This is a genomic window from Caballeronia telluris (assembly GCF_001544495.1).
Taxonomy (GTDB): domain Bacteria; phylum Pseudomonadota; class Gammaproteobacteria; order Burkholderiales; family Burkholderiaceae; genus Caballeronia; species Caballeronia telluris.
The window spans coordinates 125,619-152,410 of the sequence record NZ_FCNZ02000010.1 but is presented as its reverse complement, the minus strand read 5'-3'; the positions used below and the strand labels follow the sequence as shown (position 1 = coordinate 152,410).

Below are 26,792 nucleotides of genomic sequence, written 5' to 3'. Positions count from 1 at the left end.
TCACAATGGACTTGCTTTACATCGCCGGCATGGCCGTTTTCGTCGGCCTTTGCGTGGCGCTCGTCGCTGGCTGCGAAAAGCTCCGCCGCGCTCCGGGAGGTCGCCCATGACGCCTTGGATGCTGTGGCTCGCGAGTGCATCGACGCTGCTTTTGTTCGTCTACCTCGTGTACGCGTTGCTGCGTGCGGAGGATCTGGAATGAACGCCAACAACCTGCTTCAAACCGCGCTCTTCATCATCGTGCTGATTGCGCTGGCGATACCGCTCGGCCGCTATATCACCGGGGTGATGGATGGATCGTCGGTCGTCGTGCGCCGTATCGGACGACCGATCGAAGCGGCGCTTTACAAGCTCGCGGGGGTCGATGCGCAAGCCGAAATGTCATGGAAGCGCTATGCGCTTGCCGTGCTCGCTTTCAATGCGCTTGGCGCGCTGGCGCTTTACGGTCTCTTGCGCGTGCAGCAATGGCTGCCCGCCAATCCGCAAAGCATCGGCCCGATGACCGCCGACGGTGCGTTCAATACCGCCGTGAGCTTCGTCACCAACACCAACTGGCAGGACTATTCGCCCGAAGCGAGCGCCAGCTATTTGTCGCAGATGCTCGGGCTCACCGTGCAAAACTTCCTGTCCGCGGCGACCGGGATCGCGGTCGTGGTCGCGTTGATCCGCGGCTTCGCGCGTCACACCGCGATCACGATCGGGAATTTCTGGGTCGATCTCACGCGCATCACGTTATACGTGCTCGCGCCGCTTGCCGTCGTCGTGTCGCTGGTGTTCGTGAGTCAAGGTGCGATCCAGAACTTCGAATCGTACAAGGAGGTGTCGACGCTACAGGTCACGACCTATCAGACGCCCAAGACCGATGCGCAAGGCAACGCCGTCAAGGACGAGAAGGGCAATCCGGTGATGGAGGACCACCAGGCCGACAAGCAGACGATCGCAATGGGCCCGGTCGCGTCGCAAGAAGCGATCAAGATGCTTGGCACCAACGGCGGCGGCTTCTTCAACGCGAACTCCGCGCATCCGTTCGAAAATCCCACACCGCTCTCGAACTTCGTGCAGATGATCGCGATGCTCGCGATTCCCGCGGCGCTCTGCGTGGTGTTCGGCCGCATGGTCGGCGACCGGCGGCAAGGCTACGCCGTGCTCGCCGCGATGACGATCGCGTTTGCGGTCGCTTGTTGGGGCGAAATCTCGGCGGAGCAGGCCGGCAACCCGGTTTTTGCATCGCTGCACGTCGATCAGACTGCGTCGGCGTTGCAGGCGGGCGGCAACGCGGAAGGCAAGGAAACGCGCTTCGGCATCGCGCAGTCGGGGCTCTTCACGGTCGCGACGACAGCGGCATCGTGCGGCGCCGTCAACAACATGCACGACTCGCTCACGCCGATGGGCGGCTTCGTTCCGCTCCTGCTGATCCAGTTGGGCGAGGTGATCTTCGGCGGCGTCGGATCGGGTCTCTACGGGATGCTCGTGTTCGCGCTGCTCGCGGTGTTCGTCGCCGGTTTGATGATCGGGCGCACACCCGAGTACGTCGGCAAGAAGATCGAATCGTATGAGATGAAGATGGTGGCGATCGTCGTGCTGCTTACGCCGTTCCTCGTGCTGGTCGGCGCGTCGATCGGCGTGCTGAGCGCGGCGGGCACCGCCGGCATCTTCAATCCCGGTCCGCACGGTTTCTCCGAGGTGCTCTACGCGTACAGCTCCGCTTCCAACAACAACGGCAGCGCGTTCGCTGGCTTGTCCGTGAACACGCCGTTCTATAACACGACGCTCGCCATCGCGATGTGGTTCGGCCGCTTCGGTTCGATCGTTCCGGTGCTCGCCATCGCGGGCGCGCTCGCGGCCAAGAAGCGCATTGCCGTCACGGCCGGCACGCTGCCGACCCACGGTCCGCTCTTTGTCGTGTTGCTGCTCGGCACGGTGGTGCTGGTCGGCGCGCTCACCTACGTGCCGGCGCTCGCACTCGGTCCGGTCGTCGAGCATCTGATGATGCTCACGGGCCAATAAGCGGTCAATGATCCAGAGGAAAGCATGTCTACACTTGTCAAACCGCCTGTCGAGAATCCCGATCAGGCACCCCGAAAGACGCCGGAGCCGGGCGCCCATACGCGTTCGGCAGCACGTTCGATGTTCGATCCGCGGATCGTCAGGCCGGCTATCGTCGATTCGTTCAGGAAGCTCACGCCGCGCACCCAGTTGCGCAATCCGGTGATGTTCTGCGTCTACGTGGGCAGCATCCTGACCACGGTGCTGTGGTTCGCGGCGCTCGCCGGTCAGGCGGAGGCGCCCTCGGGATTCATCCTCGCGGTCGCGCTCTGGCTGTGGTTCACCGTGCTTTTCGCGAACTTCGCCGAGGCGCTCGCGGAAGGCCGTTCGAAGGCGCAGGCGGCGTCGTTGCGGCACGCGAAGCACAACGTGATGGCAAAGAAGCTGAACATGCCGCATCCGAAGTCGCCCGTGCAGATCATGGCATCGACGGATCTGCGCAAGGGCGATGTCGTGCTGGTCGAAACGGGCGACGTCATTCCCGCCGACGGCGACGTGATCGAAGGCGTGGCCTCGGTCGATGAATCGGCGATCACGGGGGAGTCCGCGCCCGTGATCCGCGAGTCGGGCGGCGACTTTTCCGCGGTCACGGGCGGCACGCGGGTGCTCTCCGACTGGATCGTGATGCGCGTGTCGGTCAATCCGGGCGAGGCGTTTCTCGACCGCATGATCGCGATGGTCGAGGGCGCGAAACGGCAGAAGACGCCCAACGAGATCGCGCTCACGATCCTGCTCGTCGCGCTCACGCTCGTGCTGCTGTTCGCCACCGCGACGCTCCTGCCGTTCTCGATCTTCTCGGTTGCAGCCATGAAGTCCGGTCACGTCGTGACGATCACGGCGCTCGTCGCGCTGCTCGTCTGCCTGATCCCGACCACCATCGGCGGGCTCTTGTCGGCGATCGGCGTGGCGGGCATGAGCCGCATGATGCAGGCGAACGTCATCGCCACATCGGGCCGCGCGGTGGAAGCGGCGGGCGACGTCGACGTCCTCTTGCTCGACAAGACCGGCACGATCACGCTCGGCAACCGCCAGGCATCGGCTTTCCTGCCGGCGCCGGGACGCTCGGAACACGATCTCGCGGATGCCGCGCAACTCGCGTCGCTCGCCGACGAGACGCCGGAAGGCCGCAGCATCGTGGTGCTCGCGAAGCAGCGCTTCGACATCCGCCAGCGCGACATGGCGACGCTGCACGCGACCTTCCTCGGTTTCAGCGCGCAGACGCGCATGAGCGGCGTCGATTTGCCGGACCACGAGATTCGCAAGGGCGCCGCGGATGCGGTGAAGCGCTACGTCGAGACGAACGGCGGCCGCTATCCGCAGGAGGTGCAGACAGCCGTGGACACCGTCGCGCGGCGCGGCAGCACGCCGCTCGTGGTCGCCGAGAAGCAGGGCGAGAGTGCGCGCGTGCTCGGCGTGATCGAACTGAAGGACATCGTGAAGGGCGGCATCAAGGAGCGCTTCGCCGAGTTGCGCAAGATGGGCATCAAGACCGTGATGGTGACGGGCGACAACCGGCTGACGGCGGCGGCGATCGCGGCCGAAGCAGGCGTCGACGACTATCTGGCCGAAGCCACGCCCGAAGCGAAGCTTGCGACGATCCGGGCGCACCAGGCGCAAGGGCGCCTGGTCGCGATGACGGGCGACGGCACCAACGACGCACCGGCGCTCGCCCAGGCCGACGTCGCGGTGGCGATGAACTCCGGCACGCAGGCGGCGAAGGAAGCCGGCAACATGGTCGATCTCGATTCGAACCCGACGAAGCTGATCGAGATCGTCGAGATCGGCAAGCAGATGCTGATGACGCGCGGCTCGCTCACGACGTTTTCGATCGCCAACGACGTCGCCAAATACTTCGCCATCATCCCGGCCGCGTTCGCAACGACCTATCCGCAATTGCGCGTGCTCGACGTGATGCACCTGAGCTCGCCCGCCTCGGCGATCCTCTCGGCGGTGATCTTCAATGCGCTGATCATCGTGTTCCTGATTCCGCTGGCGCTCAGGGGCGTCAAATACCGCGCGTTGGGCGCGGCGTCCCTCTTGCGGCGCAACCTGCTGATCTACGGTCTGGGCGGGCTGGTGCTGCCGTTTCCGTTCATCAAGCTGATCGACATGGTGCTGGCCGGTTTCGGCTGGGCGTGAACGCATATCGAGTAAATCGCTTCAAACAAACGAGTCAACCATCATGAAAAACCTCATTCGTCCCGTGCTCGTGCTGTTCGCCGCGTTGACGGTCGTCACGGGCGTCGTCTACCCGGTCGCCGTCACCGCGATCGGCAACGCGGTATTTCCGAGGCAGGCGGGCGGCAGCCTGATCGAGCAGAACGGCAAGGTGGTCGGTTCCGAACTGATCGGCCAGCAGTTCGACGCGCCTCGATATTTCTGGGGACGGCTCTCGGCCACGTCGCCGAATCCGTATAACGCGCAGGCGTCGAGCGGCTCGAACCTCGGGCCGACCAACCCCGCGCTCGCCGACGAAGTGAAGGGCCGTCTGAGCGCACTTCGCGACGCCGATCCGTCCAGCACCGCGCCGGTGCCGGTCGATCTCGTGACGTCCTCGGGCAGCGGGCTCGACCCGGAGATCAGCCCGGCTGCCGCCGCCTATCAGATCGACCGCGTCGCGAAGGCGCGCAAGCTGGCGCGCGAGGACGTGGAAGCGCTCGTGCAACGCAACACGACCGGCCGTCAGTTCGGCGTCTTGGGCGAAGCGCGCGTGAACGTGCTCAGGCTCAACCTGGCGCTCGATGCCGCGACGCGCCCGTGAAGCATGGCATCGTGAGCCCGATGAAAATTCTCGCCCGGGCGCAGCCACAAGGCGCGTATGCTTCATACATCACATTGGAGGCGATCATGGCAGGCAAGCATCATTTTTATCAGGGATACGACCTGGAGGCTCTGGTTTATCCGCGCGAGAGCGACCCGCTCATGCGCCGCAACATGCGCGACGGACAGGGCTACGACGCGGCGATCCGTCTTCGGCCATCGGACGGTGCGGACCCTTCCGCGCCTTTCCGGGTGTTCAAGATCAACACGACCCACGGCTACGAAGACCTGGGAGACGCCCAGCGCGCCGCGTTTGCTTACGGGGAGTCGATCATCGACGGGCTCGTCGCGGGAAAATCGTCGAATGCGTTGTGACGGGGACACCCCGTCAGCGGCGATGCAAACCGCTGGCGGCAAGTGCCCCAACTGCGTTGTCACCGGCGCGAAGCGCGCCCGAACGCCCACATCCGCTTCGCCATTTTCATTTCAGATGTGCTCCGCGTAACAGAAGCCGCGCCGCTTCGGTTCTACTCTCGTGCTGCGAATCCTGCTCAGCAACCGGAGGCCGAAATGGCGCTCAGCAAAACCGAAAACAAGGTGTTCAGCGACAAATGTCTGCCGTTTCTCGTCCGAAGCGTCGCGACTGACTTCGGGCTTGATTTTCATGTCTCGCCGCGCCAGATGAGCGCGTCGCCGACTGTTGGCCTGCATATCACCGCCCATCGCAGCGCGGGGGCGCGGCTCTCCTATCCGCTCAACGTGTTCGTCTACTGGCCGGCGCCGGGTATTCGCCAGTTTCTCTCCAACATCGATCGGCCGATCGTCGCGGCGAGCGTGAGCGATCGCGTCCCGCAGGAGATCCGCAAGGTCATGGAGCGCTCCGGCATCGACTTCGCGAGCCGCTCGCAGGAAAAGGGCGAAGTCCTCACGCTGGAACTGAAGGACAGCGTCCTCTGATCCGGCGCGGCCGGGCGCCTTTGCGCGTCCGTTCGACGTCTGCGGTGGGCGATAATGCGCGCTCCTGAACCCGACGGACGACGCCCGCATGAGACCGCCGCGCCTCGATCAACTCGACGACATCGACCGCAACCTCGTCGCGCTCCTGCAAACGAACGCGCGCGAGAGCGTGGCGAACCTGGCGCGGCAACTCGGCGTCGCGCGCACGACGGTGATCGCGCGCATCGCTCGCCTTGAAAAGAACAACGTGATCGCGGGCTACGGCGTGCGGCTCGGACAGGACGTGCTCGACGCGAGTATCCAGGCGTATGTCGGCATCAAGCTCGCGCCGAAGTACGGCCGCGACGTGCAGAAGCGTTTCGCGAAGATGCCCGAGATCCAGTTGCTCTGCGCGGTGAGCGGCGAGTTCGATTACGTCGCGTGGCTGCGCGCCGATTCCCCCGATCGCCTGAACGACCTGCTCGATGAAATCGGCGCGCTGGAAGGTGTCGAGCGCACGACGACGTCGATCATCCTCGCGCGCAAGATCGACCGAGTCGGCTGATTTTCGACGAATTGCATTGCTGTTACGTCAAAACGACGAAAACGCTCGTCGAACCGCATCATTTTGGCTCTAGGATCAGTATTCGGGCGCTTCTACACTTGTGCAGGAAGGATTTCACGCACAAGGAGATAAAGATGAAAGTAGCCCTCGTCGGAGCCGGACTGATCGGTCAAAGCATTGCTCACCTGTTGCGTGAAACAGGGGACTTCGAAGTCGTCGCGTTCGATCGCGACGCCGGCGCGCTCGCGCTGCTCGACGCGCAGGGCATCGGAACACGCCGCGTCGATTCCGCCGACGCCACCGCGCTGCGTCACGCGCTGCAGGGCTTCGACGCGCTCGTCAACGCGCTGCCGTATTACCTCGCGATCAACGTGGCGTCGGCGGCGAAAGCGGCGGGCGTCCATTACTTCGACCTCACCGAGGACGTGCGCGCAACTCACGCGATCCGCGCGATCGCCGACGGCGCGACGCACGCGTTCATGCCGCAATGCGGGCTGGCGCCTGGTTTCATCGGCATCGTCGCGCACGATCTGGCGAAGCGCCTCGACGACTTGCGCGACGTCAAGATGCGCGTCGGCGCGCTGCCCGAGTTTCCGACCAACGCGCTGAAATACAACCTGACGTGGAGTATCGACGGCCTCATCAACGAGTATTGCCAGCCGTGCGAGGCGATCCGCGACAGCCGCCAGCAATGGGTGCAGCCGCTCGAAGGCGTCGAACATTTCTCGCTCGACGGCATCGAGTACGAGGCGTTCAACACCTCGGGCGGGCTCGGCACGCTCTGCGAGACGCTCGCGGGCAAGGTCGAGGCGCTCGACTACAAGTCGGTGCGCTATCCGGGCCACCGCGACCTGATGAAGTTCCTGCTCGACGACCTGCGCATGTCGACCGACCGCGACGGCCTGAAGGCGATGCTCAAGCGCGCGGTGCCGTCGACGGCGCAAGATGTCGTGCTGATCTTCGTGACGGCCACCGGCATGCGGCGCGGCCAGCTCGTGCAGGACGTGTTCACGCGCAAGATCTTCGCGAAGGAAGTGTGCGGCGCGCCGATGAGCGCGATCCAGATCACGACGGCGGGCGCGGTCTGCGCGGAACTCGACCTGTTCCGCGAAGGCGTGCTGCCGCAAAGCGGTTTCATTCGTCAGGAGCAGGTGCCGCTCGAAGCGTTCCTGAACAACCGCTTCGGGCGTCTTTACGAAGGGGAGAGCGTATTGAAGGCGACGCGGCAACTGGCCGCGGCGTGAACCGAGGGCCGGCAGAGCCACCGAGAGACGAAAAGGGCGCAGCGGCGCTATATGAGACGCTGCAGCAGGTCCTCATGCGCCTCGTCCGACGGCGACGCGTTGTCGAACATCAAGAGCCCGCGGCTCGCGGGTCCGTCCGGCACGAAGCGCCGCTGCCGGTAGTCGTCCCAGTGCGCGAGCTTATAGGCGTCGTTCGGATCGCCGCGCGCGACGATCCGCTCGCGCGCGAGGTCCTCCGTCACGTGCACCCAGACGACGCGCACCTGCACCTCGTCGCCGATGCGAAGCCATGTGCGGTCGAAGAGCCGCCCCTCGCGGACTTCGCGCGTAAGCGGCGCGACCACCGCGACGCTCACGCCGAGATCGAGATTTTCCCGCGCGGTATCGATCAGCGCGCGGTACTCGGGATCGCGCAAATGCTGAAGGAAGAGCGGGCTGTCGCGATCGTTCGGGTCGCCGGTCAGCGCGTTCATCGCGGCGGCGCTGTATGCGCCGTAGAGCGTGTCCTTGTCGAGCAGACAAAACGGCTCGCCGCTCGCCTGCGCGAGACGCGGGAAGAGGCGCTTCGCGAGCGTCGTCTTGCCCGTGCCCGCGTGGCCGCAGAAAAAGATCAGATGCGTCATGCCCAACGCTCCATGTGAACCAGCGGATTTCCATCATAGCCAGCGGCGCTGTCAGCGTCCGCGCTGGTACCACTTCATGAGCGGCGTCGACGTGATGCCGTGCACGATCACCGACGCCGTGATGACCCCGATCACGAGCGGCACGAGCGGCGCCGCCGCGCTCTTCGGCGCGTGCTCCAGCGCGTACATCAGATAGTAGAACGAGCCGACGCCGCGTATCCCGAACCAGCTCATCAGGCGCCGCTGCGACGCCGTCGCGAGCGAGCCGATCAGCGACGCCTCCACCGCCGCCGGCCGCACGATCGCGAACAGTGCGACGACGAGCGCCGCTGCCTGCCAGTTCATGAACTGCCGCCAGACGCCCGCGAGCGTGGCGCCGACGACGAGCATGATCGCCACTTCCGCGATGCGCTCCAGTTCGATCGTGAAGCCGAGCACGCGCTCGGCCATGAACGCATGCGCGCGTTCGGGATCGGACGCCGTCGCGCCGACGTCCGCCGAATCGATGGTGCCGACCGCCTCTCTCGGCGACTTGTCGCCGCTCGCTTTCTGTTCGACGCGGCGCATCGCGAGGCCCGCCGCGAACACCGCGAGAAACGCGTAGGTGTGCAGCAGCTCGGCCACGCCATAAGACAGCGCGATCAGACCGAGCGCATAGAAGCCTTCCGGACCAAGCGCCTGGCCGTGGCGCGTGCGCAGGAATGCCACGAGCCGCACCGACAGCTCGCCGAGGAGCCAGCCGCTCGCGAGCGCACCCGCGACGCCCCAGAGCGCGAAACCCGCGAACGTCCACGAAAGCGCCTCGCCCGGCGACGCCTCGTAGTTGCACACGGCGAGGCCGAGCAGCGCGAACGGCAGCGCGATGCCGTCGTTCAGGCCGCCTTCGCCCGTCAGCGAAAAGCGCAGCAAATCGACGTCGCCGGGGCTTTCGACCTGCACGTCGTGCGCGAGCACGGGGTCGGTCGGCGCGAGCATCGCGGCGAGCAGCAGCGCCGGACCCCAGTTCAGTCCCAGCACGTGCACGGCGAACAGCGTGAGCGCGACGACGGTCAACACCATCGCGACGATGCCGAGCCGCACGGGCAGCAGCCAGATGCGGTCGGTCGGCGGCACGCGCAGGCGCAGGCCGATCGCGAAGAGCGATACGAGCATTGCGACTTCGGTGATGCGGCGCAGGATCGTGGCGTCGGCGGCGAGATCGGGGGTGAGCAGGCCCGCGCCCAGGGGGCCGAGCGCGAAGCCGATCGCGAGATAGCACATCGCCGTGCTGATCGGCAGATGCTTGAACGTCGAACTGGCAAGCCCCATGAAGATGAGTACACCGCCAACGACGAGAAACCACATCGTCTCGGTCATGGAAACCTGTCTGCTGTGGAGTGACCGGTGTGCATTGCATCAATGGGGCCGGAGTCCGGACAAGGTAGCACGGGCCGTGCCCGTGACCGCGCGATGCGGACGAGCCGCCCGCTTCGCGCGTAAGATGGCAACGATCTTTCCTCGGCACGACCCTCTTCAACGTCACGCTTTCGCGGGAGGCTGGCATGTCACACCATTTCGACGCCGTCGTGATCGGCACCGGACAAGGCGGCGCACCGCTCGCCGTGCGGCTCGCGGAAAGCGGGCGCAAGACGGCCGTCATCGAGCGGCATCTGTTCGGCGGCACCTGCGTGAACGTCGGCTGCACGCCGACCAAGACCTACGTCGCGAGCGCGCGCGCCGCGCACGTCGCGCGTCACGCCGCGGAGTACGGCGTGCTGATCGGCGGGGACGTGCGGATCGACATGGCGCGCGTGAAGGCGCGCAAGGACGAGGTGATCGGCGCGTCGCGCGACGGCGTCGAACAATGGCTGCGCAACACGCCGAACCTGACCGTCTTTACCGGCCACGGGCGCTTCACGGGGCCGCATTCGATCCGCGTCGACGGGCACGACGGCCAGCAGCACGAGCTGGAAAGCAGGGCGAGCTTCATCAACACCGGCACGCGCCCAACCATTCCCCGGATCGACGGCATCGATCGCGTGCCGTATCTGACCAACTCGACGCTGCTCGAACTGACCGAGGTGCCTGCGCATCTCGTGATCGTCGGCGCGAGCTATATCGCGCTCGAATTCGCGCAGATGTTCCGCCGCTTCGGCAGCCGTGTGACCGTGCTCGTGCGCGGCCACCGCGTGCTCACGCGCGAGGACGCGGATTTCGCGGAAAGTATTCAGAAGGTGCTGGCGAAGGAGGGCGTCGAATTCCGCTTCGGGGGCGAGCCGACGCGCGTCGAGCCGCTCGGCACCGGCGCGCGCATCTGGCTCAACGATGACACGCTCGATGCGTCGCATCTGCTGATCGCGACCGGCCGGCAGCCGAATACCGACGACCTCGGGCTCGACGCGGCGGGCGTCGCGGTGAATGCGCACGGTCTGATCGACGTTGACGGCGAGCTGCGCACGCAGGTGGAGGGTATCTGGGCGATCGGCGACGTGAACGGGCGCGGCGCGTTCACGCATACGTCGTACAACGACTTCGAGATCGTCGCGGCAAACGTGATCGACAACGAACCGCGCAGCGTCGATACCCGGATCATGACCTACGCGGTGTTCGTCGATCCGCCTTATGCGCGCGTGGGCATGAGCGAGAGCGAGGTGAGGAAAGAGAGCCGCGAGAACGGCCGCGAGGCGCTGATCGCGACGATGCCGATGTCGCGCGTCGGCCGCGCGCGCGAGCGCGGCGAAACGGACGGCTTCATGAAGGCGCTCGTCGATGCGAAGACGAAGCAGATTCTGGGCGCCGCGATCCACGGCATCGAAGGCGACGAGGCGATCCACACCTTCGTCGACATCATGAACGCGGGCGCGCCGTACACCACGCTCAAGAACGCGATGCACATCCATCCGACCGTCAGCGAACTGATTCCGACGCTGCTCGGCATGCTCAAGCCGCTGAAATGATCACGCTTCCACCGCCGGCTTTTCGACTTCCTGCTTGACGACCGCTTCGCGCGTCTCCGGCATCGCGAGCCATACGAGCGCGACGGCCAACGCACCGGCGCCCGCGAGTCCGAAGAAGCTCATCGCGGTGCCGAAGCGGTCGGCGGCGAAGCCCGCCGCCGCCGTCGAGAGCGTCGCGCCAATGCCCGCCGCGAGGCCGAAGAAACCGATCGTCAGGTTGTAGTGGCCCTTGCCGCCCGCGACGTCGGCGGCGATCAGCGGCAGCATCACGCCGAACACCGCCGCGCTGATGCCGTCGAGCATCTGCACCGGCACGAGCAGGTAAGGGCTCGACACGCCGGCGAACAACAGCGCGCGCACCGGCAGCGCGGCGAAGCCGAGGATCAGCACCGGCCGCCGCCCCCAGCGCTGCGCCTGCCTCCCGACCCACGGCGACATCGCCGCGACCAGGAACTGCGGCACGATGATGCACGCCGCGATCACGAGTTGAACGTTGTCGCCCATGTGCGCCGTGACTTCGCCGGCGGCGAGATTGAGCATCGCCGCATTCGACAGGTGGAACAGCACCACGCACGCCGCGAAGATCAGGAGCCGCCTGTCGCGCAGCAGTTCGCGCAGCGAGACGCGCTCCTCACCTTCGGGCGTGACCTTGCCGTTCGGCTTCGGGGCGCCGCGAGGCATTTTCGCCGGCATCTCGTGATGGATCATCGACAGCGCGACGAGCGCCGGCAGCGCGAGCGCGGCCGTGAGGAAGAACACCGAGCGCAGCGAGAAATATTCGCCGAAGACACCCATTAGCGCGGCGGTCAACGCGCTACCGATCGACGCCCAGCGCGCATTGCGCCCAAGCCGGTCGCCGAGATCGGCGCGCGAGACGAGCGCGTAGGAGATCGCCGCCATCGCGGGCACCAGCATGCAGCTCGCGAAACCGTGCAGCACTTCGGCCGCGAACACCGGCACGAAGGTCGGGCTCGCGGCGAGAAAGAGGGCGCTCGCGATGATCGCCACGATCGCGGAGGCCGCCGCGAACTTCTTGTTGCGCATCGCATCGACGAGCGCGCCCGCCGGCAGTTGGCTCGCCATCGCGCTGATCGTGCCGACCGAGAGCATCAGCCCGATTTCGCCCTGCGTCCATTTGTTGGCGGCGAGGTACGAAGCGATGAAAGGGCCGAAGCCGGTCTGCACGTTGGCGACGAAGAAATTCAGCCAGTCGAGTGCGCGAAGACTTCGTGCAGTTACCATTGTTTGTGATCGATACCGGTGTCGTTATCTGGAAGCGCGCGCGCCGGAGGCGCCCGCGCCCGACGCCACGGGACCGGTCGCGACCGGCCCGGACGAGGTGGGCGCCGACGCAGCCGAGGCAGCAGCCGCAGTGGAAGCCGGCGCCGACGCGGGCGCGGGCACGACAGGAGAAACGATCTTGATCGGTTGGTCGGGTCCGTAAGTGGGCGATGCCTTCAACTGGGCGTCGGTGAAATCCATCTGGAGTGTCGGCGTCTTGTTGCGCGTCAGCACGTGCAGGTCGCCCCAGCTCGCCGCGACGTGGCGCTTGTCGCCGGAAAGCGAATCGCTCAGGTCGACGACGACCGCCTGCGGCTCGGCCTGCGAATCGATCAGCACGTCCACGACGCGGCCCATGCGCGCGCCGTTTTTCTGCAGGACGGTCGAATCGACGAGTTGCATCAGGTTGGGCGGCACGTCCTTGACCGGCTGCGGCTTGGGCGGCGCCGCATCGGCTTTTGGCTTGCCGGCAGCGGGCGCGGCGGACGCGCCCAGCGTGATCGCCGGGGTCTTCGCGGCCGGCGTGAAGCGGAACGCGGACCACGGGAAAATCACCTTGCGATCGCCCACGCCGAGAAAGCCCGCCAGATTGACCATCATGACCTTCGGCTTCGCGGCGGCATCGATGTACATGTCGACCGCGCGGCCGATCACCTTGCCGTCCGGGCGCTGCACTTCGCTGTCGAGCAGACCGTGCAACTGGTCGTGCTGGAGGATGCGCGTCGAGATGATCTGCGGCGGGGGCGGCGGCTCCGGTTCCTCCGCGGGCGGCGGTGCGGGCGGTGCGGCGGGCTTCGGCTTGACGACGCGGCGCTTGGGCTTCGCCGGGCGCGGCGTCTTCGGTTCGGATGCGGGCTCGGCGGCGGCCACCGTCGACGGCTCTTCGGCTTCGGTGGTTTCCTCGGTCGGCGCGGGCGGCTGGAACGAATGCTCGACGATCGGCACGGGCGTCTGCTGCGGCAGCAGGCTGCACGCCGGAAGCATGGTGAGCGCGAGAAGCGGACCGAGAAGCGGCGCCAGGCATCGACGCGTCGCGAGCACGCGAAGAAGCGCGGCGCTCGCGAGGGCGAGCGCGGCCGTGAATATCGAAATGAACAGACCTCGGGCTGAGAAACCTCGACGCGAGAAACCGCCAGTCATCACAAAAGCTCCATGTGTCCGGGCCACCTGCCTGGGTCAGATCGCCCCGGGCGAACCGGAGCGGATTGATTTGCGAGAAGTCGTAAAAGCGTGCCTGCCGGAACGCCGATCATGCTTTTGTCATGCGCCTGCCGGGCGCGGCGTCACACGCCGGACGGGCGTTCGCGCGCTTCGGCCGCCGCGGCGAGCCGCGCGACCGTATCGGGCGCGCCCATCTTTTCGGCGGCGTCGCGCGCGGAGAAGCCGTTCGCATCGCGCGCGTCGGGGTTCGCGCCGCGCCCGATCAGATAGTTGACCAGTTCGACGCGATTGAACATCGCCGCGATCATCAGCGCGGTGCGGCCGTCGGGCGATGCGCCTTCGACGTCGGCGCCGTGATCGAGCAGCACTTCGATCACCGGTCTGAAGCCCTTGAACGCCGCGCCCGCGATGGGCGTCTGGCCGCGGTCGTTGCGCACGTCCGGGTCGGCCTTGTGTTCGAGAAGCACGCGCACCGCGTCCGCGTGGCCGTGGTAGCTCGCGAGCATCACGAGCGTGTCGCCGCGGTCGTTGCGCAGGTTCGGCGGCAGGCCCTTGTGCAGCAGCGCGTCGAGCATGGCGGCGTCACCGCGCCGCGCGACCTCGAAGACTTCGCTTGCGAACGCGATCATCTCGTCGTCGGGGCCTTGCTGCTTTGCGTCGTCGGGTTCTTGCATGGGATTGCTCCGTCCTTGCTTGGTCGTTGCCTGGTATTGCTGCGTGGAGAAAAATGCGCGGCGAGCGACGCCGGTCGAACCGGCGCTTCATGCTCGCGCGGCTTCCGGCGCAGTTCGAAGGATACAGGTTTGCTCGCGGGAGGCGTTCGCGCGGGCTCCTCGTCAGCACGATTCGCGCCATGGGCAACAGGCGGGCCGGAGCGATTCGCGCTCGCCTGTCTGCCCGCTTGCCTGCTTGACGTGCCACAAGCCGCGCGCTTAGGCTCGGCCCAGTCCGGCCCAATGCCGTTCGCTTTGCGCGTACATCACTTCACCGCTTCGACAAGGAACCTCGCCATCATGAACCTCCCCGACGCCGGCGCCGATCCCGCAGTGCGCCGCAACGCGCCCGCCGCGACGCGCAATCGCGACGCGATCCTCGCCGTGCTCGCGCGCGTGCTGCCCGCAAGCGGGGTCGTGCTGGAGATCGCGAGCGGCACCGGTCAGCATGCGGTGCATTGCGCCGCCGCGCTGCCGGGCATCGACTGGCAGCCGAGCGACCCGGACGCCGCATCGCGCGCGTCGATCGACGCGTGGCGCATGCACGAGAAGCTTCCCAACCTGAAGCCGCCGCTCGCGATCGACGTCCGCTCGGCCGACTGGGGCATCGAATCGGCTGCGGCGATCGTCTGCATCAACATGATCCACATTGCGCCGTGGCAAGCGGCAGAGGACCTGTTCGACGGCGCGAAGCGGCTCTTGGCGGCGGGCGGCGTCCTGTATTTGTATGGCCCGTACCGGCGCCACGGCGCGCATACGGCGCCGAGCAACGAAGCGTTCGACGCCCAGTTGCGCGCGACCGATCCGCGCTGGGGCGTGCGCAACATGGAAGCCGTCGAAGCGCTCGGGCGGGCGGCCGGGCTCGCGCTGGAGGAAGTCGTCCGGATGCCGGCGAACAACTTCAGTCTGGTGTTCAGGAAGGGCTGATCCGGCGCGGTCGCGGTCAATCAGGTTCTGGCGCCGGACGCGCGCCGGCGATTCCCGAGGGCGCTGGTCCACGGCACGGTAGCCATGAGCGTTGCCGCGACGATCATCGCGCCGCCGATCCATCCGCTCGCCGACACCGCCTCGCCGAGCCACACGCTCGCGAACAGCGCGCCGAAAGCGGCTCGCTGCGCATCAGCAGCGAAACGCGCGTCGGAGTGCTGCGACCGATCGCGAAATTCTGCGCGAAGAACGCGAACAACGTGCGGGCGAGCAGCGCCCATTCACGAAATCGATCCGCTCGCGAGCGACCTCGATCTCGTGATCCGCGCGACCGACCGGCCACTCGGGCGAATCCGCCGGGTGCTTTGCGCCGATTTCCAGGCGCAACGGCTGCGGTGACGGGGCGGCGTCTTCGGGAGCGCTCCGTGACTTCCCGGAGTCGCGCACTCGAATCGCCGTCGCCGTGTAGACTGCGAATGCTCGTTCACAACGCTGCCCTCGCGAGCAGCGATTCGTCGTATTCGCGCACGGAGGCTCGTACATGCACGCAGCATCGCCGCAGCAAGCAGCGCAAGCCGGTTCCAGCGACGCTCCCGCATCGCAGACGCCGCGCGACCTGCGACGCGTCGACATCCACCCCGATCACTGGTATCCGCTCGCGTGGTCGCGCGAGGTGAAGGCCGGCCGTGCACACGGCGTGTCCTTCGCCGGCGACCCGATCGTCATCGTGCGCACGGAGTCGGGCCGCGTGTTCGCGCTGGAGGACCGCTGCGCGCACCGGCAGGTGCCGCTGCACGCGGGCGTCGTCGACGGCGAGTCGATCCGCTGCTGCTATCACGGCTGGACCTACGACTGCTCCGGGCGCTGCACCGACGTTCCCTATCTCGGACGCGAGCGCCTGCCCAACGGCGTGCGCGCGTATCCGTGCCGCGAGGCGGCGGGGCTCGTCTTCGTGTTCCCGGGCGACCCGCTGCTCGCCGACACGGCGGTGTTCCCCGAACTCGCCTCGGCAAGCGACAAGGCCTACAAGACGCGCCGCTTCGGCCGCGAGGTCCAGTGCCACTACACCTTCATGCACGAGAACCTGATGGACATGAACCATCAGTTCCTGCATCGCCGGCAGATGGGCCGGATGCGCGCGCGCTCGCTCGGGCGCCGGCGCGGCGAGGACTGGGTCGAAGTGGATTACACGTTTGCGCGCGAGGAGGGCCGCCAGCCGATCGGCGAGGCGCTGGTGTTCGGCCAGAAGCGCGGCAAGGATGGCAGCGACGATCCCGAGGGCGCCCACAAGGACGTGATGACGATCCGCACCGCGTATCCGTACCAGACGCTCAGGATCCACACGAAGGACGGGACGATGGTCATGGACCTGTGGATCGTCTATGTGCCGCTCGACCGCGAGCAGCGCACGAACCGCACTTTTGGTCTCTTGTCGATCCGCCGCCCGAAGTTCGGCGCGTTGCTCGATGCCGCCTGGCCGCTGCTCGTCTGGTTTACCGAGCGCATTTTCAAGGAAGACCGCTGGATCGTCGAGCGGGAGCAGGAAGCGCACGACCGGCAGGGCGCCGATCACAACCAGGAGGTCTTTCCGGTGATCAACGACCTGCGCGCGCTCCTGACCGAGCGCGGCGCGCCCGCGGGCATGCGACCGGCGCACGGTTTCGACACCCGCCGCGTGCACCTGATCCAGCCCGTCACCGAAGCGCCGGCGCCGTGATTCGCCAATCCCGTCCGATCGGGACAGGGCCTACTGGCGCGAAACGCGCGCTGGCGCTATACAGAAAGAACGCTCCACACGAAGGAGGTTGTCACCATGACACGCGACTCGACTGACCCGTCCGCCGACGACACCGCGGCACCCGAGCACCCGCAGCCCGAGCTGGAACATTTCGATGCGGCGATCGCTCACGTCGACGATTCGGTCGCCGCCGGGCGAATGGCCGCAGGCGCGGCGAAGGGCATCCTGTACAGCATCATCGAGACGCTCGGCACGCTCGTCGGCGATCCCGACCTGCCTTCGCATGCGCGTTCGGGCTACGAAGGCCTGCTCGAGACGGCGCGCGAACTGCGCGCGCGTATCGAGCCTTAGAAACGTCGGCGAAGAGCGGCGTCGCGTTCGGCGGCGCCATGCGAACCGCGGCGTCCGGCTCGCGTGAGCGGCCGCTCGGGATGAATTGCCAGCGGGGAGCGTGTACCGTTTTGGGCGCACGTCCTAGGCTGCTTTTTTTATCGATCCGTCGATACCATCAAACGAAGTCATGCCTGAAACCAGCAATCTCGTCGCGTTCGGTTTCGTCGCGCTGGGGATGGTGCTCACGCCCGGACCCAACATGGTCTATCTCGTCTCGCGCTCGATCTGCCAGGGCCGGCGCGCCGGACTGATCTCGCTCGCGGGCGTCGCGCTCGGTTTCGTCGTCTACATGCTGTGCGCGGCGCTCGGCATCACGGCGCTCCTCGTCGCCGTGCCGTTCGCCTACGACGCGTTGCGTTTCGGCGGTGCGGCCTATCTGCTCTATCTCGCCTGGCAGGCCGTCAGGCCTGGCGGACATTCGCCGTTCCAGGTCCGCGCGCTGCCCGCCGACAGTCCCCGCAAGCTCTTCGGGATGGGCTTCGTCACGAATCTCTTCAATCCGAAAATCGCGGTCATGTACCTTTCGCTGCTGCCGCAATTCATCACGCCCGCAGCAGGGCACGGCAGCGTGCTCGCGCAGTCGCTCGTGCTCGGGTCGCTGCAGATCGCGATCAGTGTCGCCGTGAATTCGGTCATCGCGATCATGGCCGGATCCATCGCGACGTTCCTCGCGGGCCGGCCGTTCTGGCTCGTCGTCCAGCGCTGGCTGATGGGCACGGTGCTCGCCGGACTCGCGTGGCGCATGGCGACCGAAGCGCGTCGCTGACACGCTCTGGTTGCGGGCCGTAAGCGGCTCGAAGCGCGATCCATAAGCCTTCGACCTGCAATCGAAAGCTGTATGAAAGCAGGTCGCGGACGCTGGTTCGTTGATGATTTTTTCTTCTTGGTGGCCTCGTCCGGAGGTCATGTCCCGTGCGGTTTCCGAAGCTCGCCTCAACCAGTCGGCCGCGAAAATACTGGTTAACCAGACAGTGAAAAAAAACGACAGTCGCTGTTCGTGGAACTTTCGCTTTCGATCTCGATAACATTACACTGGCGAGCATTCTAAGGCCGCGCCTTAAGCCAACTGCCATAAAGGTGTCGGGCGTTAGGCCTTGTTCCTAAGCAAATCCAAAGAATCCGACAAACCGCTCAGAGGAGATGAGAATGAAGCGCTACAACAAGACTAAAGCCGCCGTGATCGCCGGTGCGGCGCTGAGCGCAGCACCGGCGTTCGCGCAGAGCAGCGTGACGCTGTACGGTATCGTCGATGACTCGGTCGTCTATCAGAGCAGCCAGACGAACCTAGCCAAATCCACACCGGGCCGTTCGAACGTCAAGATGGCTTCGGGCATTTGGGCCGGCAGCCGCTTCGGCCTGAAGGGCGCGGAAGACCTCGGCGGCGGCAGCAAGGCGATCTTCCAGTTGGAGTCGGGCTTCGACATCAACTCGGGCCAGGCTCAGTTTTCCAACGCGCTGTTCGCGCGCCAGGCATGGGTCGGCCTGACGAACCCCGCCTACGGTACGTTGACGGCCGGCCGTCAGTACACGTCGTACTACACGCTCCTCTCGCCGTATAGCCCGACGAACTGGCTGACCGGCTACTTCGGCGCGCACCCGGGCGATCTGGATGGCCTCGACACGATCTACCGCGCGAACAACTCCATCGTCTATACGTCGCCGAAGCTTTACGGCGTGACGGTGAGCGGCTCGTACTCGTTCGCCGGCGTGCCGGGCAGCGTGTATCAGGGCTCGACGTGGTCGGCCGGCGCGCAGTATGCTCAAGGCCCGATCGGCCTCGCGGTGGCGTTCTCGCGCATCAACAACGCGGCTAACGGCGGCGGTATCTACAGCGGCAGCTCGACGACCATCAACGACACGACGAGCACCACGGGCGGCGGCCAGCCGGGCGTGTCCGCGGTCACCAACGGCTATCAGCGTGCGCAGGCGCAACAGCGCTTCGCGGTCGCGGGCGGCTACACGTTCAACAGCGCGTGGGATATCACGGCGACGTACACGAACGTTCAGTACATCCCGGGCGTCAATTCGCTGTTCACGAACGAAGCGGTCTTCAACACGGCCGGTACCGTGCTGCACTGGAAGGCATCGCCGGTGTGGGACTTCGGCGCGGGCTACAGCTACACGTGGGCCAGCAAGGCGAACGGCATCAACGACGCAGCGTCGTACCACCAGTTCAACTTGTCCCAGTACTACTCGCTCTCGAAGCGCACGGGCCTGTACGCGCTCGAAGCGTTCCAGCGCGCGAACGGCAACACGCTTGCCACCCCGTCGGGTACGGGCGTAAATCGCCAGACGGCGGCCAATGCGTCGATCGGCGATGGCTTCCAGGGCGCACCGTCGGCCTCGCGCAGCATGTTCGCGGCGGGCGTGGGTATCATCCACCGCTTCTGATCCGCGCAGCTTCTGCGGCAAGCAGCACGAAACCGGACGCCCAGGCGTCCGGTTTTTTTTGTCGTTCGGGACTGTCCGGCGTGGATTTTTGGCCCATGCGCCATACTCGACGCGCCCAATCGACGTGAAGCCGTGAAGGGCGCCTAAACAATTGTTCACAGTGGGCGACTGGCGTTTGCGCTATGTTGGCAAGTTCATCAAATCAGTGATGCCAATGAAAATGAACGCTCGCCACCGTCTCGCGCTTCGTCCGACTCAGGCCACGCTTGCTCGCGGTGCGGCGAGTTCTACTGCCTGTGTCGCTTCACTGGCGCTCCTCAGGCGGGCGGCGCTCGGCGTGCTCGCGCTCGCGGGATGGGCGCCGTCGTTCGCCGGAACGCAGGCGCTGTTTCTGCCCGATGCGGCAGACGTCACGCAGTCGATGGCGACGAATGCGGGCGGCGCCCGCGCGTCGCTGGGCGGCGGAAGGATGGATTCCGTTCTCGAATACGTCCCGCAGCGGTTTTCCGAAGCCAAGCGGCCCGATGGCACGGCAAACAAGAGGCGGGGCACGCATCATCGACCCGCGTTCAATGTACATGTTGCTGCTATCCGGCCGCGCGTCGGCGCGTCCGAAGGCCACGTCGTGCGTGCTGCGCCGCCCGTTCATGGCATCTCGCGCAGCCCGCAAATTGCCGCCGACGCGCAGGCAACGGGCCCTGCGGACGATTGGGTGTCGTCCGCGAGCGTCGGCGGCGCAACGGACGGCCGACTGAATTCGCCGCACATCGACACGATGGCCGGGCGAGCGCAACCCGCACCGCATCTGGCCGCGAGCGTCAGTCAAGCGCAATGGATTGACGACGACCCGCGTGCCCCGCAGCGCCACGCGGCGACTGCGACTGCGGCATCGCAAGAACGCGCAAATGCAACGCCGGCCAGGAATTCACCGAATGGCGCGTCCGTGTCGCACGCCACGCCGCCCGGCGACTCCGAGCCCGATCCGTGGAGCACCGCGTGGCTCGAATGGAGCAAATCGACGCACGGCCAATCGGCGCGCGCGGTTTCTGCGACAGGGCAGGGCCTGGACGCGGCTTCCGATTCCGCGATAGCCACGACATCGCTTGCTCACGATGCCAGGTTCGACGACTGGACGCGCGTCGGCGCGGCCGGCCCGCATATCGCGACGATGGACGCGCAGGGCGTGTGGTAACGCCCGATCGCGGCTAGCCACGACGCAGGCGTATCGCGGCAGTTTCCTTGCGGCGCACGTCGTTCGCGCTTATTTGCGTTCTGGAACGGCAGCGGGCCGACATCCGCATTACGCCGCTCGTTCCTGAACGCGTCGAAGCCCCCCGCAAGGTGGTAGGCGCGCGACGTGCTACATAGCGATGGAATCCTTTCAACGGACACATCGCCATGACAGACGACACGCAGCCGGCCCGCCCGACGCCTCCGCAGCAGACCACGACCGACCCCAACGCTGCCGACCGGCGCCTGACCCCGGAACAAAAGCGCGACTCTAAGGCGGAGCCGAAGCCACCGACGCCGGCAGCAGGCAAGCCCGATCTGCCCGATCCGGGCAGCGTCGGCGAGGCGGGCTGACGCGGTTCCTCGCCGCGACCCACTGGAGCAGAAAATGACAACCAAGGATACTGGCGATACCGCCGCGCGCCTGGAACGCCCGTTCAGGCTGTTCGCGGTGGAGCAGCGCATTCTGGCGCAGAACGTCGATGGCAAGGTCATCGACGTGGGCGCGATGGAAACAAAGGGCGGCCAATTTTGCGCGTGCCTCGACGTCGACGAGATCGCCGTCGAGCCGAAAAAGAGTGCGGAACTCGCGCTGAAGGCGCTGGTGCCGAAGCTCTCGTTCGACTATCTCGACGGGCTGTTCACCAGCGAGCGCGAGGCCGAAGTCAACGGACGCCTGCAGGACTTTCCGAACGTAGAGTTCTCGCTCGATGAAACCCTGCCCGGCGACGTCACGGACCGGCCGCCGCCGCATCGTCTCTGAACCGGGCGCTTCGCGGCAAAAGAGACGGGCGGAATCTGTGCGGCGCGCCTCATGGCGGGGCAGTCGGCGGTTGAACGGCGAGCGCGCGCGGACGTCAAATACGGCTGAGGGCGACGTAATCCCCGGCGACGCCCTCGGATTGTTTCGTCCTGAGCAAGTTCGGAGACTTCTGGAGCGCATCATGAAAAGAGAGCTTCTGGTCGTGTCGTTGCTGGCACTGGCAGCTTCGTTTGCCGCCCCCGCTTTCGCACGCGACGACGGACCGCGCTTCGCCTCCGATCGGCTCGATACGCTCGTCGCGCAGCACGCCGAGGCCGCTCGCCACATCGCGGATCGACATGGCGTTCCAGCGCCAGCCCCGACGTCGGCCACGTCAACGCCCCGATAGCCCGATCCGTTCCCGCACCGCTCACGCGCGCACGAACGTGCGCGCGGGGAGAGACATCGGCCGCGCAAATCGCGCATCCGCGTCGCTGATTCAACCTTAAAGGTATGAAATTTGCGCCCACGGCCCGGAGTTGGCGGCGTGCTGTCGCCTGATCGAAACCGATCCAGCTCTCAAAAGGCCATGACAAGGAAAGCAATTTCGACAGCGGTGCTCGGTCTCGCGTGCCTTTGCGCGGGATGTTCAATGATCGGACCGAACCGGCTGAAGGCCGATCAGGTCGACTATGCGCGTGCGCTCGGCGACGCCAAGAAGCGTGAAATTCTTGCCGCGATCGTCGGCTTGCGATTCGCGGATTCGCCGGCGTTCCTGACCGTCAGCCAGATCATCGCGGCCTACACGTTCGACACGACCGCCGGCACGACGCTCAACGCCGGGTCCGGCGCGCAGCCGAACTATGCGCTCGCGACGGGCACCGTCTCGTACTCGAACCATCCGACCTTCACGTTCACGCCGACGACCGGCGAAGCCTACGCGAGCGCCTACATCCGGCCACTTTCGCCGACGCTCGTGATGCCGCTGGCCGAAAGCGGCATGCCAATCGATCTCTTGTTGCGCATCACCGCGCAGTCGATCGGCGGGCTGCAAAACGGCACGGCGCTCGGCGGCCCGAACAACTCGGGCGCGCCCGAATTCTTCCAGTTGCTGCGCTCGCTGCGACGCCTGCAACTGGCGGGCGAACTGAACATCGAGTCGCGCGACGACGATCATGTCGGTCGTGTGTTCATCACGCTCGGCGCGACGACGAGCGGCACGTCGAAGGCAACCTCCGACGATCTCACGCGCGTGCGCAAGCTGCTGAAGCTTTCGCCGAAGACGAAGACGTACGAGATCGTCTACGGTCAATCGACGCAGCGCGGCGACCACGTTCAGATGGTCACGCGTTCGGTGCTCGGCATTCTCACCGACCTGGGCGCGCAGGTGAACGTGCCCGACGAGCAGATCGGGAGCGGCGCGACCAAGCCGACCATCGGCCTCATCGGCGGAGAAACGCGGCCGACGATCATCGTGAATGTGGGGAAAAAGGCGCCGCCGGATGCGTACGTGGACATTCTGTATGGACAGCAGGAGTACTGGATCGACCGGCGCGACTTCGATTCCAAATACGCCTTTACCGTCGTGCAGAACCTGATGGCGCTCGCCGAGGTCACGCAGAGTTCGAAAGCGCCGATCGTGACGATTCCCGCGAATTAGCCGCCGCGCGCCGGGCGATCGGCTTCACTGCGTGGAGCGGGTGCGAAGCGTTATCGATTCCTGAACGTCCTACACGTGCGCGAAAAACCGGCAGCACGTCGGTCGCCTATTCTTCAGCAGATTATTTTCTGCGCAAACGTCCGCAACCGTTTGCGCAATTTGTTTTGTAAGCTTCAGTTGTGTCATCGTAGCGGGTGCGTTGCGTAGTCCAATAACCGGCTTACAGGGACCAACCGGGCAAGCGAAATCGATGTGGATCGTCAGACTTGCGCTGAGGCGCCCGTACACGTTTATCGTTCTGTCCCTGCTGTTGCTGATCATCGGTCCGCTCGTGATCCTGCGCACGCCGACCGACATCTTTCCCAACATCGACATCCCGGTCGTCTCCGTCATCTGGTCGTACAACGGCCTGCAGCCCGCCGAGATGGAACGCCGCATCACACTCAATTACGAGCGCGGCCTCTCGGTGGCGGTCAACGACATCGAGCACATCGAATCGGAATCGCTGCCGGGCATCGCGGTCATCCGCATCTATTTCCAGCCGAACGCGAACGTCGATGAAGCGATCGCGGAAATCACCGCGCTCTCGCAGACCCAGCTTCGCTCGCTGCCGCCCGGCATCACGCCGCCCAACATCCTGCGCTTCAATGCATCGACGGTGCCGATCCTGCGGCTCGCGCTGTCGTCGCCGGAACTCACCGAGCAGCAGCTCTACGACTTCGGCAACAGTTTCCTCAAGACGCAGCTCGCGACGGTGCAGGGCGCGTCCGTGCCGCTTCCGTACGGCGGCAAGCAGCGCCAGATCATGGTCGACATCGATTCGGCCAGGTTGCAGGCGAAGAACCTCGCGCCCACCGACGTCGTCAACGCGATCACCGCGCAAAACCTGATCCTGCCGACCGGCACGACCAAGATCGGTCCGACCGAATATTCCGTCGGCCTGAACGCGAGCCCGAATTCGATCGAAGGCCTGAACGACATCCCGATCCGCACCGGCCCGAACGGCACGATCTACATCAAGGACGTCGCCCACGTGCGCGATGGCTTCCAGCCGCAGACCAACATCGTGCGCCTCGACGGCACGCGCGCGTCGCTCCTCACGATCAACAAGAGCGGCAACGCCTCGACGCTCGACATCGTCGCGCGCGTGAAGGCGCTCCTGCCGACGCTGCGCGGGCTCGTGCCCGAATCGCTCAAGATCGACCCGGTCGCGGACCAGTCGCTCTTCGTGCGCGCGTCGGTGTCGGGCGTGCTGCGCGAAGCGGTGATCGCCGCGGGACTGACCGCGCTGATGGTGCTGCTCTTTCTCGGCAGCTGGCGCGCGACGCTCATCATCGCGATCTCGATTCCGCTCTCGATGCTGACCTCGATCGTCGCGCTCTCGGCGATCGGCCAGACGATCAACATCATGACGCTCGGCGGCCTCGCGCTCGCGGTCGGTATTCTCGTCGACGATGCGACCGTCGCCATCGAGAACATCAGCCAGAACCTGGAGCAGGGCAAGGAACTGGAGCAGGCGATCCTCGACGGCGCGCAGCAGATCGCCGTGCCGACGCTCGTCTCGACGCTCTCCATCTGCATCGTGTTCATTCCGATGTTCCTTTTGACGGGCGTCGCGCATTATCTTTTCGTGCCGCTCGCGGAAGCGGTCGTGTTCGCGATGCTCGCGTCGTACTTCTTTTCGCGCACGCTGATCCCGACGCTCGCGAAGTACCTGTTGCGCAATCACGAACACATGGGCGGCGATGTCGAAGGAATGAAGGGCTCGCGCAATCCGTTCGTGCGCATTCATCTGGGCTTCGAACGGCGCTTCGAAGCGGTCCGCACGCGCTATCGCAGCTTTCTCGAAGCGCAACTCGCGCATCCCGGCCGCTTCGCGCTGATCTTCCTCTTGTGCTGCCTGCTCTCGCTCGGGCTCGCGCCGTTTCTCGGCCGCGACTTCTTTCCGTCCGTCGATGCGGGCGTGATCGCGATGCATCTGCGCACGCGTACCGGCACGCGTATCGAGGAGACGGCCGCGCTCACCGATCGCGTCGACCAGCGCGTGCGCCAGTTGATCCCGAAGAACGAAGTGCACTCGATCATCGACAACATTGGCCTGCCGGTGTCGGGCATCAACCTGTCGTACAGCAACACGGGCACGATCAGTTCCGCCGACGCCGACGTCCTCATCAGTCTCACCGAAGACCACCAGCCGACCGCCGACTACATCCACGAATTGCGGCAGCGTCTGCCGGCCGAGTTTCCGGGCGTGAGCTTCTCGTTTCTTCCCGCCGACATCACGAGCCAGATCCTCAATTTCGGCGTGCCCGCGCCGATCGACATCGAGATCGTCGGGCGTGACGTGAAGGGCAATCGCGCGTTCGCGAACCGGTTGCTGGAGAAGATGCGCCGCGTGCCCGGCCTGGTCGATGCGCGTATCCAGCAGCCGTCCGACCTGCCTTCGATCAACGTGGAAGTGGACCGCACGAAGGCGTTGCAAGCGGGCTTCACGCAGCGCGACGTGGCGAACAATCTGCTCATCACGCTCTCCGGCAGCCAGCAGACGACGCCGACGTTCTGGCTCAATCCAGCGAATGGTGTGAGCTACAACGTCATCACGTCGTCGCCGCAATACGACATGGACTCGCTGCAATCCGTCGCGAACATTCCGCTGACGTCCGCCTCCGGCCGGACCAATCTGCTCGGCTCGCTCGCCACGCTGTCGCGCGGTTCGCGCGAGGCGGTCGTCTATCACTACAACGCGCAGACGAGCATCAACCTCTACGCGAGTACCGAGCGGCGCGATCTGGGCGCGGTATCGGACGACGTGCAGCGCCTCATCGACGAATCGCGCGGCGAGTTGCCCAAAGGCTCGTCGATCCGCATTCGCGGCCAGGTCGAGACGATGAACACGTCGTTCAACGGCCTCGCGCTCGGCCTCATCCTCGCGGTCGTGCTGGTGTATCTGCTGATCGTCGTGAACTTCCAGTCATGGCTCGATCCGTTCATCATCATCACGGCGCTGCCGGGCGCGCTCGCGGGCATCGTCTGGATGCTGTTTCTCACGCACACGACGCTCTCCATTCCGGCGCTCACCGGCGCGATCATGTGTATCGGCATCGCGACCGCGAACAGCATCCTGGTCGTTAGCTTCGCGCGCTCGGCCTTGCAGGAGCACGGCGACGCGGTGGCGTCCGCGCTCGAAGCGGGCTACACGCGGTTTCGCCCGGTGCTCATGACCGCGCTCGCGATGATGATCGGCATGGTGCCGATGGCGATCGGACTCGGCGAGGGCGGCGAGCAGAACGCGCCGCTCGGGCGCGCGGTGATCGGCGGGCTGATGGTCGGCACCATCGCGACGCTGTTTTTCGTGCCCGTCGTCTTTTCTATGATCTACAAGCGCATCGAGGCGCGCGAGCGCAACAAGCCGGACGCGGGCGCGGTCGCACGCCAACAGCACTGAA

25 protein-coding genes and 1 pseudogene are annotated in these 26,792 nt (G+C 65.8%); 19 read left to right on the top strand and 7 right to left on the bottom strand.

Translation table 11 applies throughout. The features are described 5' to 3' along the window. Window positions 1-106 precede the first annotated feature (106 nt). The 8 genes from kdpF (at window position 107) to AWB66_RS15100 (ending at window position 7,551) form a co-directional block, all read left to right on the top strand. Entirely contained in the window at window positions 107-202 is a 96-nt protein-coding gene (gene kdpF / locus AWB66_RS15135; RefSeq protein WP_087631087.1) for a K(+)-transporting ATPase subunit F, read from the top strand. Further along, window positions 199-2,007 carry a potassium-transporting ATPase subunit KdpA gene (kdpA, locus tag AWB66_RS15130; RefSeq protein ID WP_087631086.1) on the top strand — a complete coding sequence of 603 codons (1,809 nt, stop codon included), beginning with the start codon at window positions 199-201 and terminating at the stop codon, window positions 2,005-2,007. The genes kdpF and kdpA overlap by 4 nt, the downstream gene beginning before the upstream one ends. Before the next feature lie 120 nt (window positions 2,008-2,127). Further along, window positions 2,128-4,185: a potassium-transporting ATPase subunit KdpB gene (kdpB, locus tag AWB66_RS15125; RefSeq protein ID WP_087631085.1), complete on the top strand. Its 2,058-nt coding sequence runs from the start codon at window positions 2,128-2,130 to the stop codon at window positions 4,183-4,185. A 43-nt stretch (window positions 4,186-4,228) separates the two neighbouring features. Beyond that, window positions 4,229-4,807, top strand: coding sequence for a potassium-transporting ATPase subunit KdpC (gene kdpC / locus AWB66_RS15120; RefSeq protein ID WP_087631084.1), 579 nt, complete (start codon window positions 4,229-4,231; stop codon window positions 4,805-4,807). A gap of 20 nt (window positions 4,808-4,827) precedes the next feature. After that, on the top strand, window positions 4,828-5,181 hold the full coding sequence (locus tag AWB66_RS15115) for a hypothetical protein (RefSeq protein WP_125469735.1): 354 nt from the start codon (window positions 4,828-4,830) through the stop codon (window positions 5,179-5,181). A 42-nt stretch (window positions 5,182-5,223) separates the two neighbouring features. Next, window positions 5,224-5,763, top strand: a complete 540-nt coding sequence (locus AWB66_RS15110; RefSeq protein WP_235021121.1) for a hypothetical protein — start codon at window positions 5,224-5,226, stop codon at window positions 5,761-5,763. Between the two features lie 88 nt (window positions 5,764-5,851). After that, window positions 5,852-6,307: an Lrp/AsnC family transcriptional regulator gene (locus tag AWB66_RS15105; protein ID WP_087631081.1), complete on the top strand. Its 456-nt coding sequence runs from the start codon at window positions 5,852-5,854 to the stop codon at window positions 6,305-6,307. Between the two features lie 134 nt (window positions 6,308-6,441). Further along, window positions 6,442-7,551: a saccharopine dehydrogenase family protein gene (locus AWB66_RS15100; protein ID WP_087631080.1), complete on the top strand. Its 1,110-nt coding sequence runs from the start codon at window positions 6,442-6,444 to the stop codon at window positions 7,549-7,551. Window positions 7,552-7,598: 47 nt separating this feature from the next. Here the strand turns inward: AWB66_RS15100 and AWB66_RS15095 are convergent, their stop codons facing one another. Further along, a complete protein-coding gene (locus tag AWB66_RS15095) occupies window positions 7,599-8,174 on the bottom strand; it encodes a P-loop nucleotide/nucleoside kinase family protein (RefSeq protein WP_087631079.1) in 576 nt (191 codons plus the stop codon). 51 nt (window positions 8,175-8,225) lie between these two features. After that, the gene (locus tag AWB66_RS15090; protein ID WP_087631078.1) at window positions 8,226-9,530 is read right to left on the bottom strand and encodes a cation:proton antiporter; all 1,305 of its coding nucleotides are present in this window, start codon (window positions 9,528-9,530) and stop codon (window positions 8,226-8,228) included. A gap of 185 nt (window positions 9,531-9,715) precedes the next feature. Between AWB66_RS15090 and AWB66_RS15085 the strand changes: the two genes are divergently transcribed. Beyond that, window positions 9,716-11,110, top strand: coding sequence for an FAD-containing oxidoreductase (locus tag AWB66_RS15085; RefSeq protein WP_087631077.1), 1,395 nt, complete (start codon window positions 9,716-9,718; stop codon window positions 11,108-11,110). Here AWB66_RS15085 and AWB66_RS15080 read toward each other — a convergent pair whose 3' ends face one another. The 3 genes from AWB66_RS15080 to AWB66_RS15070 form a co-directional block, all read right to left on the bottom strand. Next, window positions 11,111-12,352, bottom strand: coding sequence for an MFS transporter (locus AWB66_RS15080; protein ID WP_087631076.1), 1,242 nt, complete (start codon window positions 12,350-12,352; stop codon window positions 11,111-11,113). Window positions 12,353-12,376: 24 nt separating this feature from the next. Next, entirely contained in the window at window positions 12,377-13,531 is a 1,155-nt protein-coding gene (locus AWB66_RS15075; RefSeq protein WP_087631075.1) for a hypothetical protein, read from the bottom strand. 143 nt (window positions 13,532-13,674) lie between these two features. Further along, complete coding sequence (locus tag AWB66_RS15070) at window positions 13,675-14,226, bottom strand: ankyrin repeat domain-containing protein (RefSeq protein ID WP_087631074.1); 552 nt, start codon at window positions 14,224-14,226, stop codon at window positions 13,675-13,677. A gap of 339 nt (window positions 14,227-14,565) precedes the next feature. On the opposite strand from AWB66_RS15070, the gene AWB66_RS15065 reads away from it, so the two are divergent. Then, complete coding sequence (locus tag AWB66_RS15065; RefSeq protein ID WP_087631073.1) at window positions 14,566-15,192, top strand: DUF938 domain-containing protein; 627 nt, start codon at window positions 14,566-14,568, stop codon at window positions 15,190-15,192. A gap of 20 nt (window positions 15,193-15,212) precedes the next feature. On the opposite strand, the pseudogene AWB66_RS34360 reads toward AWB66_RS15065, so the two are convergent. After that, window positions 15,213-15,460 (bottom strand): annotated as a pseudogene (locus AWB66_RS34360) (EamA family transporter); the annotation flags it as partial. A gap of 273 nt (window positions 15,461-15,733) precedes the next feature. Here AWB66_RS34360 and AWB66_RS15055 point away from each other — a divergent pair. From AWB66_RS15055 to AWB66_RS15025, 7 genes are all read left to right on the top strand, one after another. Continuing rightward, complete coding sequence (locus AWB66_RS15055; RefSeq protein WP_087631072.1) at window positions 15,734-16,909, top strand: aromatic ring-hydroxylating oxygenase subunit alpha; 1,176 nt, start codon at window positions 15,734-15,736, stop codon at window positions 16,907-16,909. A 96-nt stretch (window positions 16,910-17,005) separates the two neighbouring features. Continuing rightward, window positions 17,006-17,281, top strand: coding sequence for a hypothetical protein (locus AWB66_RS15050; protein ID WP_087631071.1), 276 nt, complete (start codon window positions 17,006-17,008; stop codon window positions 17,279-17,281). A 169-nt stretch (window positions 17,282-17,450) separates the two neighbouring features. Beyond that, complete coding sequence (locus AWB66_RS15045) at window positions 17,451-18,089, top strand: LysE family translocator (RefSeq protein WP_087631070.1); 639 nt, start codon at window positions 17,451-17,453, stop codon at window positions 18,087-18,089. 380 nt (window positions 18,090-18,469) lie between these two features. Next, window positions 18,470-19,714: a porin gene (locus tag AWB66_RS15040; protein ID WP_087631069.1), complete on the top strand. Its 1,245-nt coding sequence runs from the start codon at window positions 18,470-18,472 to the stop codon at window positions 19,712-19,714. Window positions 19,715-19,934: 220 nt separating this feature from the next. Beyond that, the gene (locus AWB66_RS15035) at window positions 19,935-20,906 is read left to right on the top strand and encodes a hypothetical protein (protein ID WP_125469734.1); all 972 of its coding nucleotides are present in this window, start codon (window positions 19,935-19,937) and stop codon (window positions 20,904-20,906) included. Window positions 20,907-21,112: 206 nt separating this feature from the next. Beyond that, window positions 21,113-21,298, top strand: a complete 186-nt coding sequence (locus AWB66_RS15030; RefSeq protein WP_087631067.1) for a hypothetical protein — start codon at window positions 21,113-21,115, stop codon at window positions 21,296-21,298. Window positions 21,299-21,332: 34 nt separating this feature from the next. Continuing rightward, a complete protein-coding gene (locus AWB66_RS15025; protein WP_087631066.1) occupies window positions 21,333-21,707 on the top strand; it encodes a hypothetical protein in 375 nt (124 codons plus the stop codon). A gap of 94 nt (window positions 21,708-21,801) precedes the next feature. On the opposite strand, the gene AWB66_RS33685 is transcribed toward AWB66_RS15025, so the two are convergent. Then, window positions 21,802-22,047, bottom strand: a complete 246-nt coding sequence (locus tag AWB66_RS33685; RefSeq protein ID WP_159462909.1) for a hypothetical protein — start codon at window positions 22,045-22,047, stop codon at window positions 21,802-21,804. A 228-nt stretch (window positions 22,048-22,275) separates the two neighbouring features. Here AWB66_RS33685 and AWB66_RS15015 point away from each other — a divergent pair, with 228 nt between their 5' ends. After that, window positions 22,276-23,346, top strand: a complete 1,071-nt coding sequence (locus AWB66_RS15015) for a hypothetical protein (protein ID WP_125469733.1) — start codon at window positions 22,276-22,278, stop codon at window positions 23,344-23,346. Window positions 23,347-23,596: 250 nt separating this feature from the next. Beyond that, complete coding sequence (locus AWB66_RS15010) at window positions 23,597-26,791, top strand: efflux RND transporter permease subunit (protein ID WP_087631065.1); 3,195 nt, start codon at window positions 23,597-23,599, stop codon at window positions 26,789-26,791. Window position 26,792: the final 1 nt, after the last annotated feature.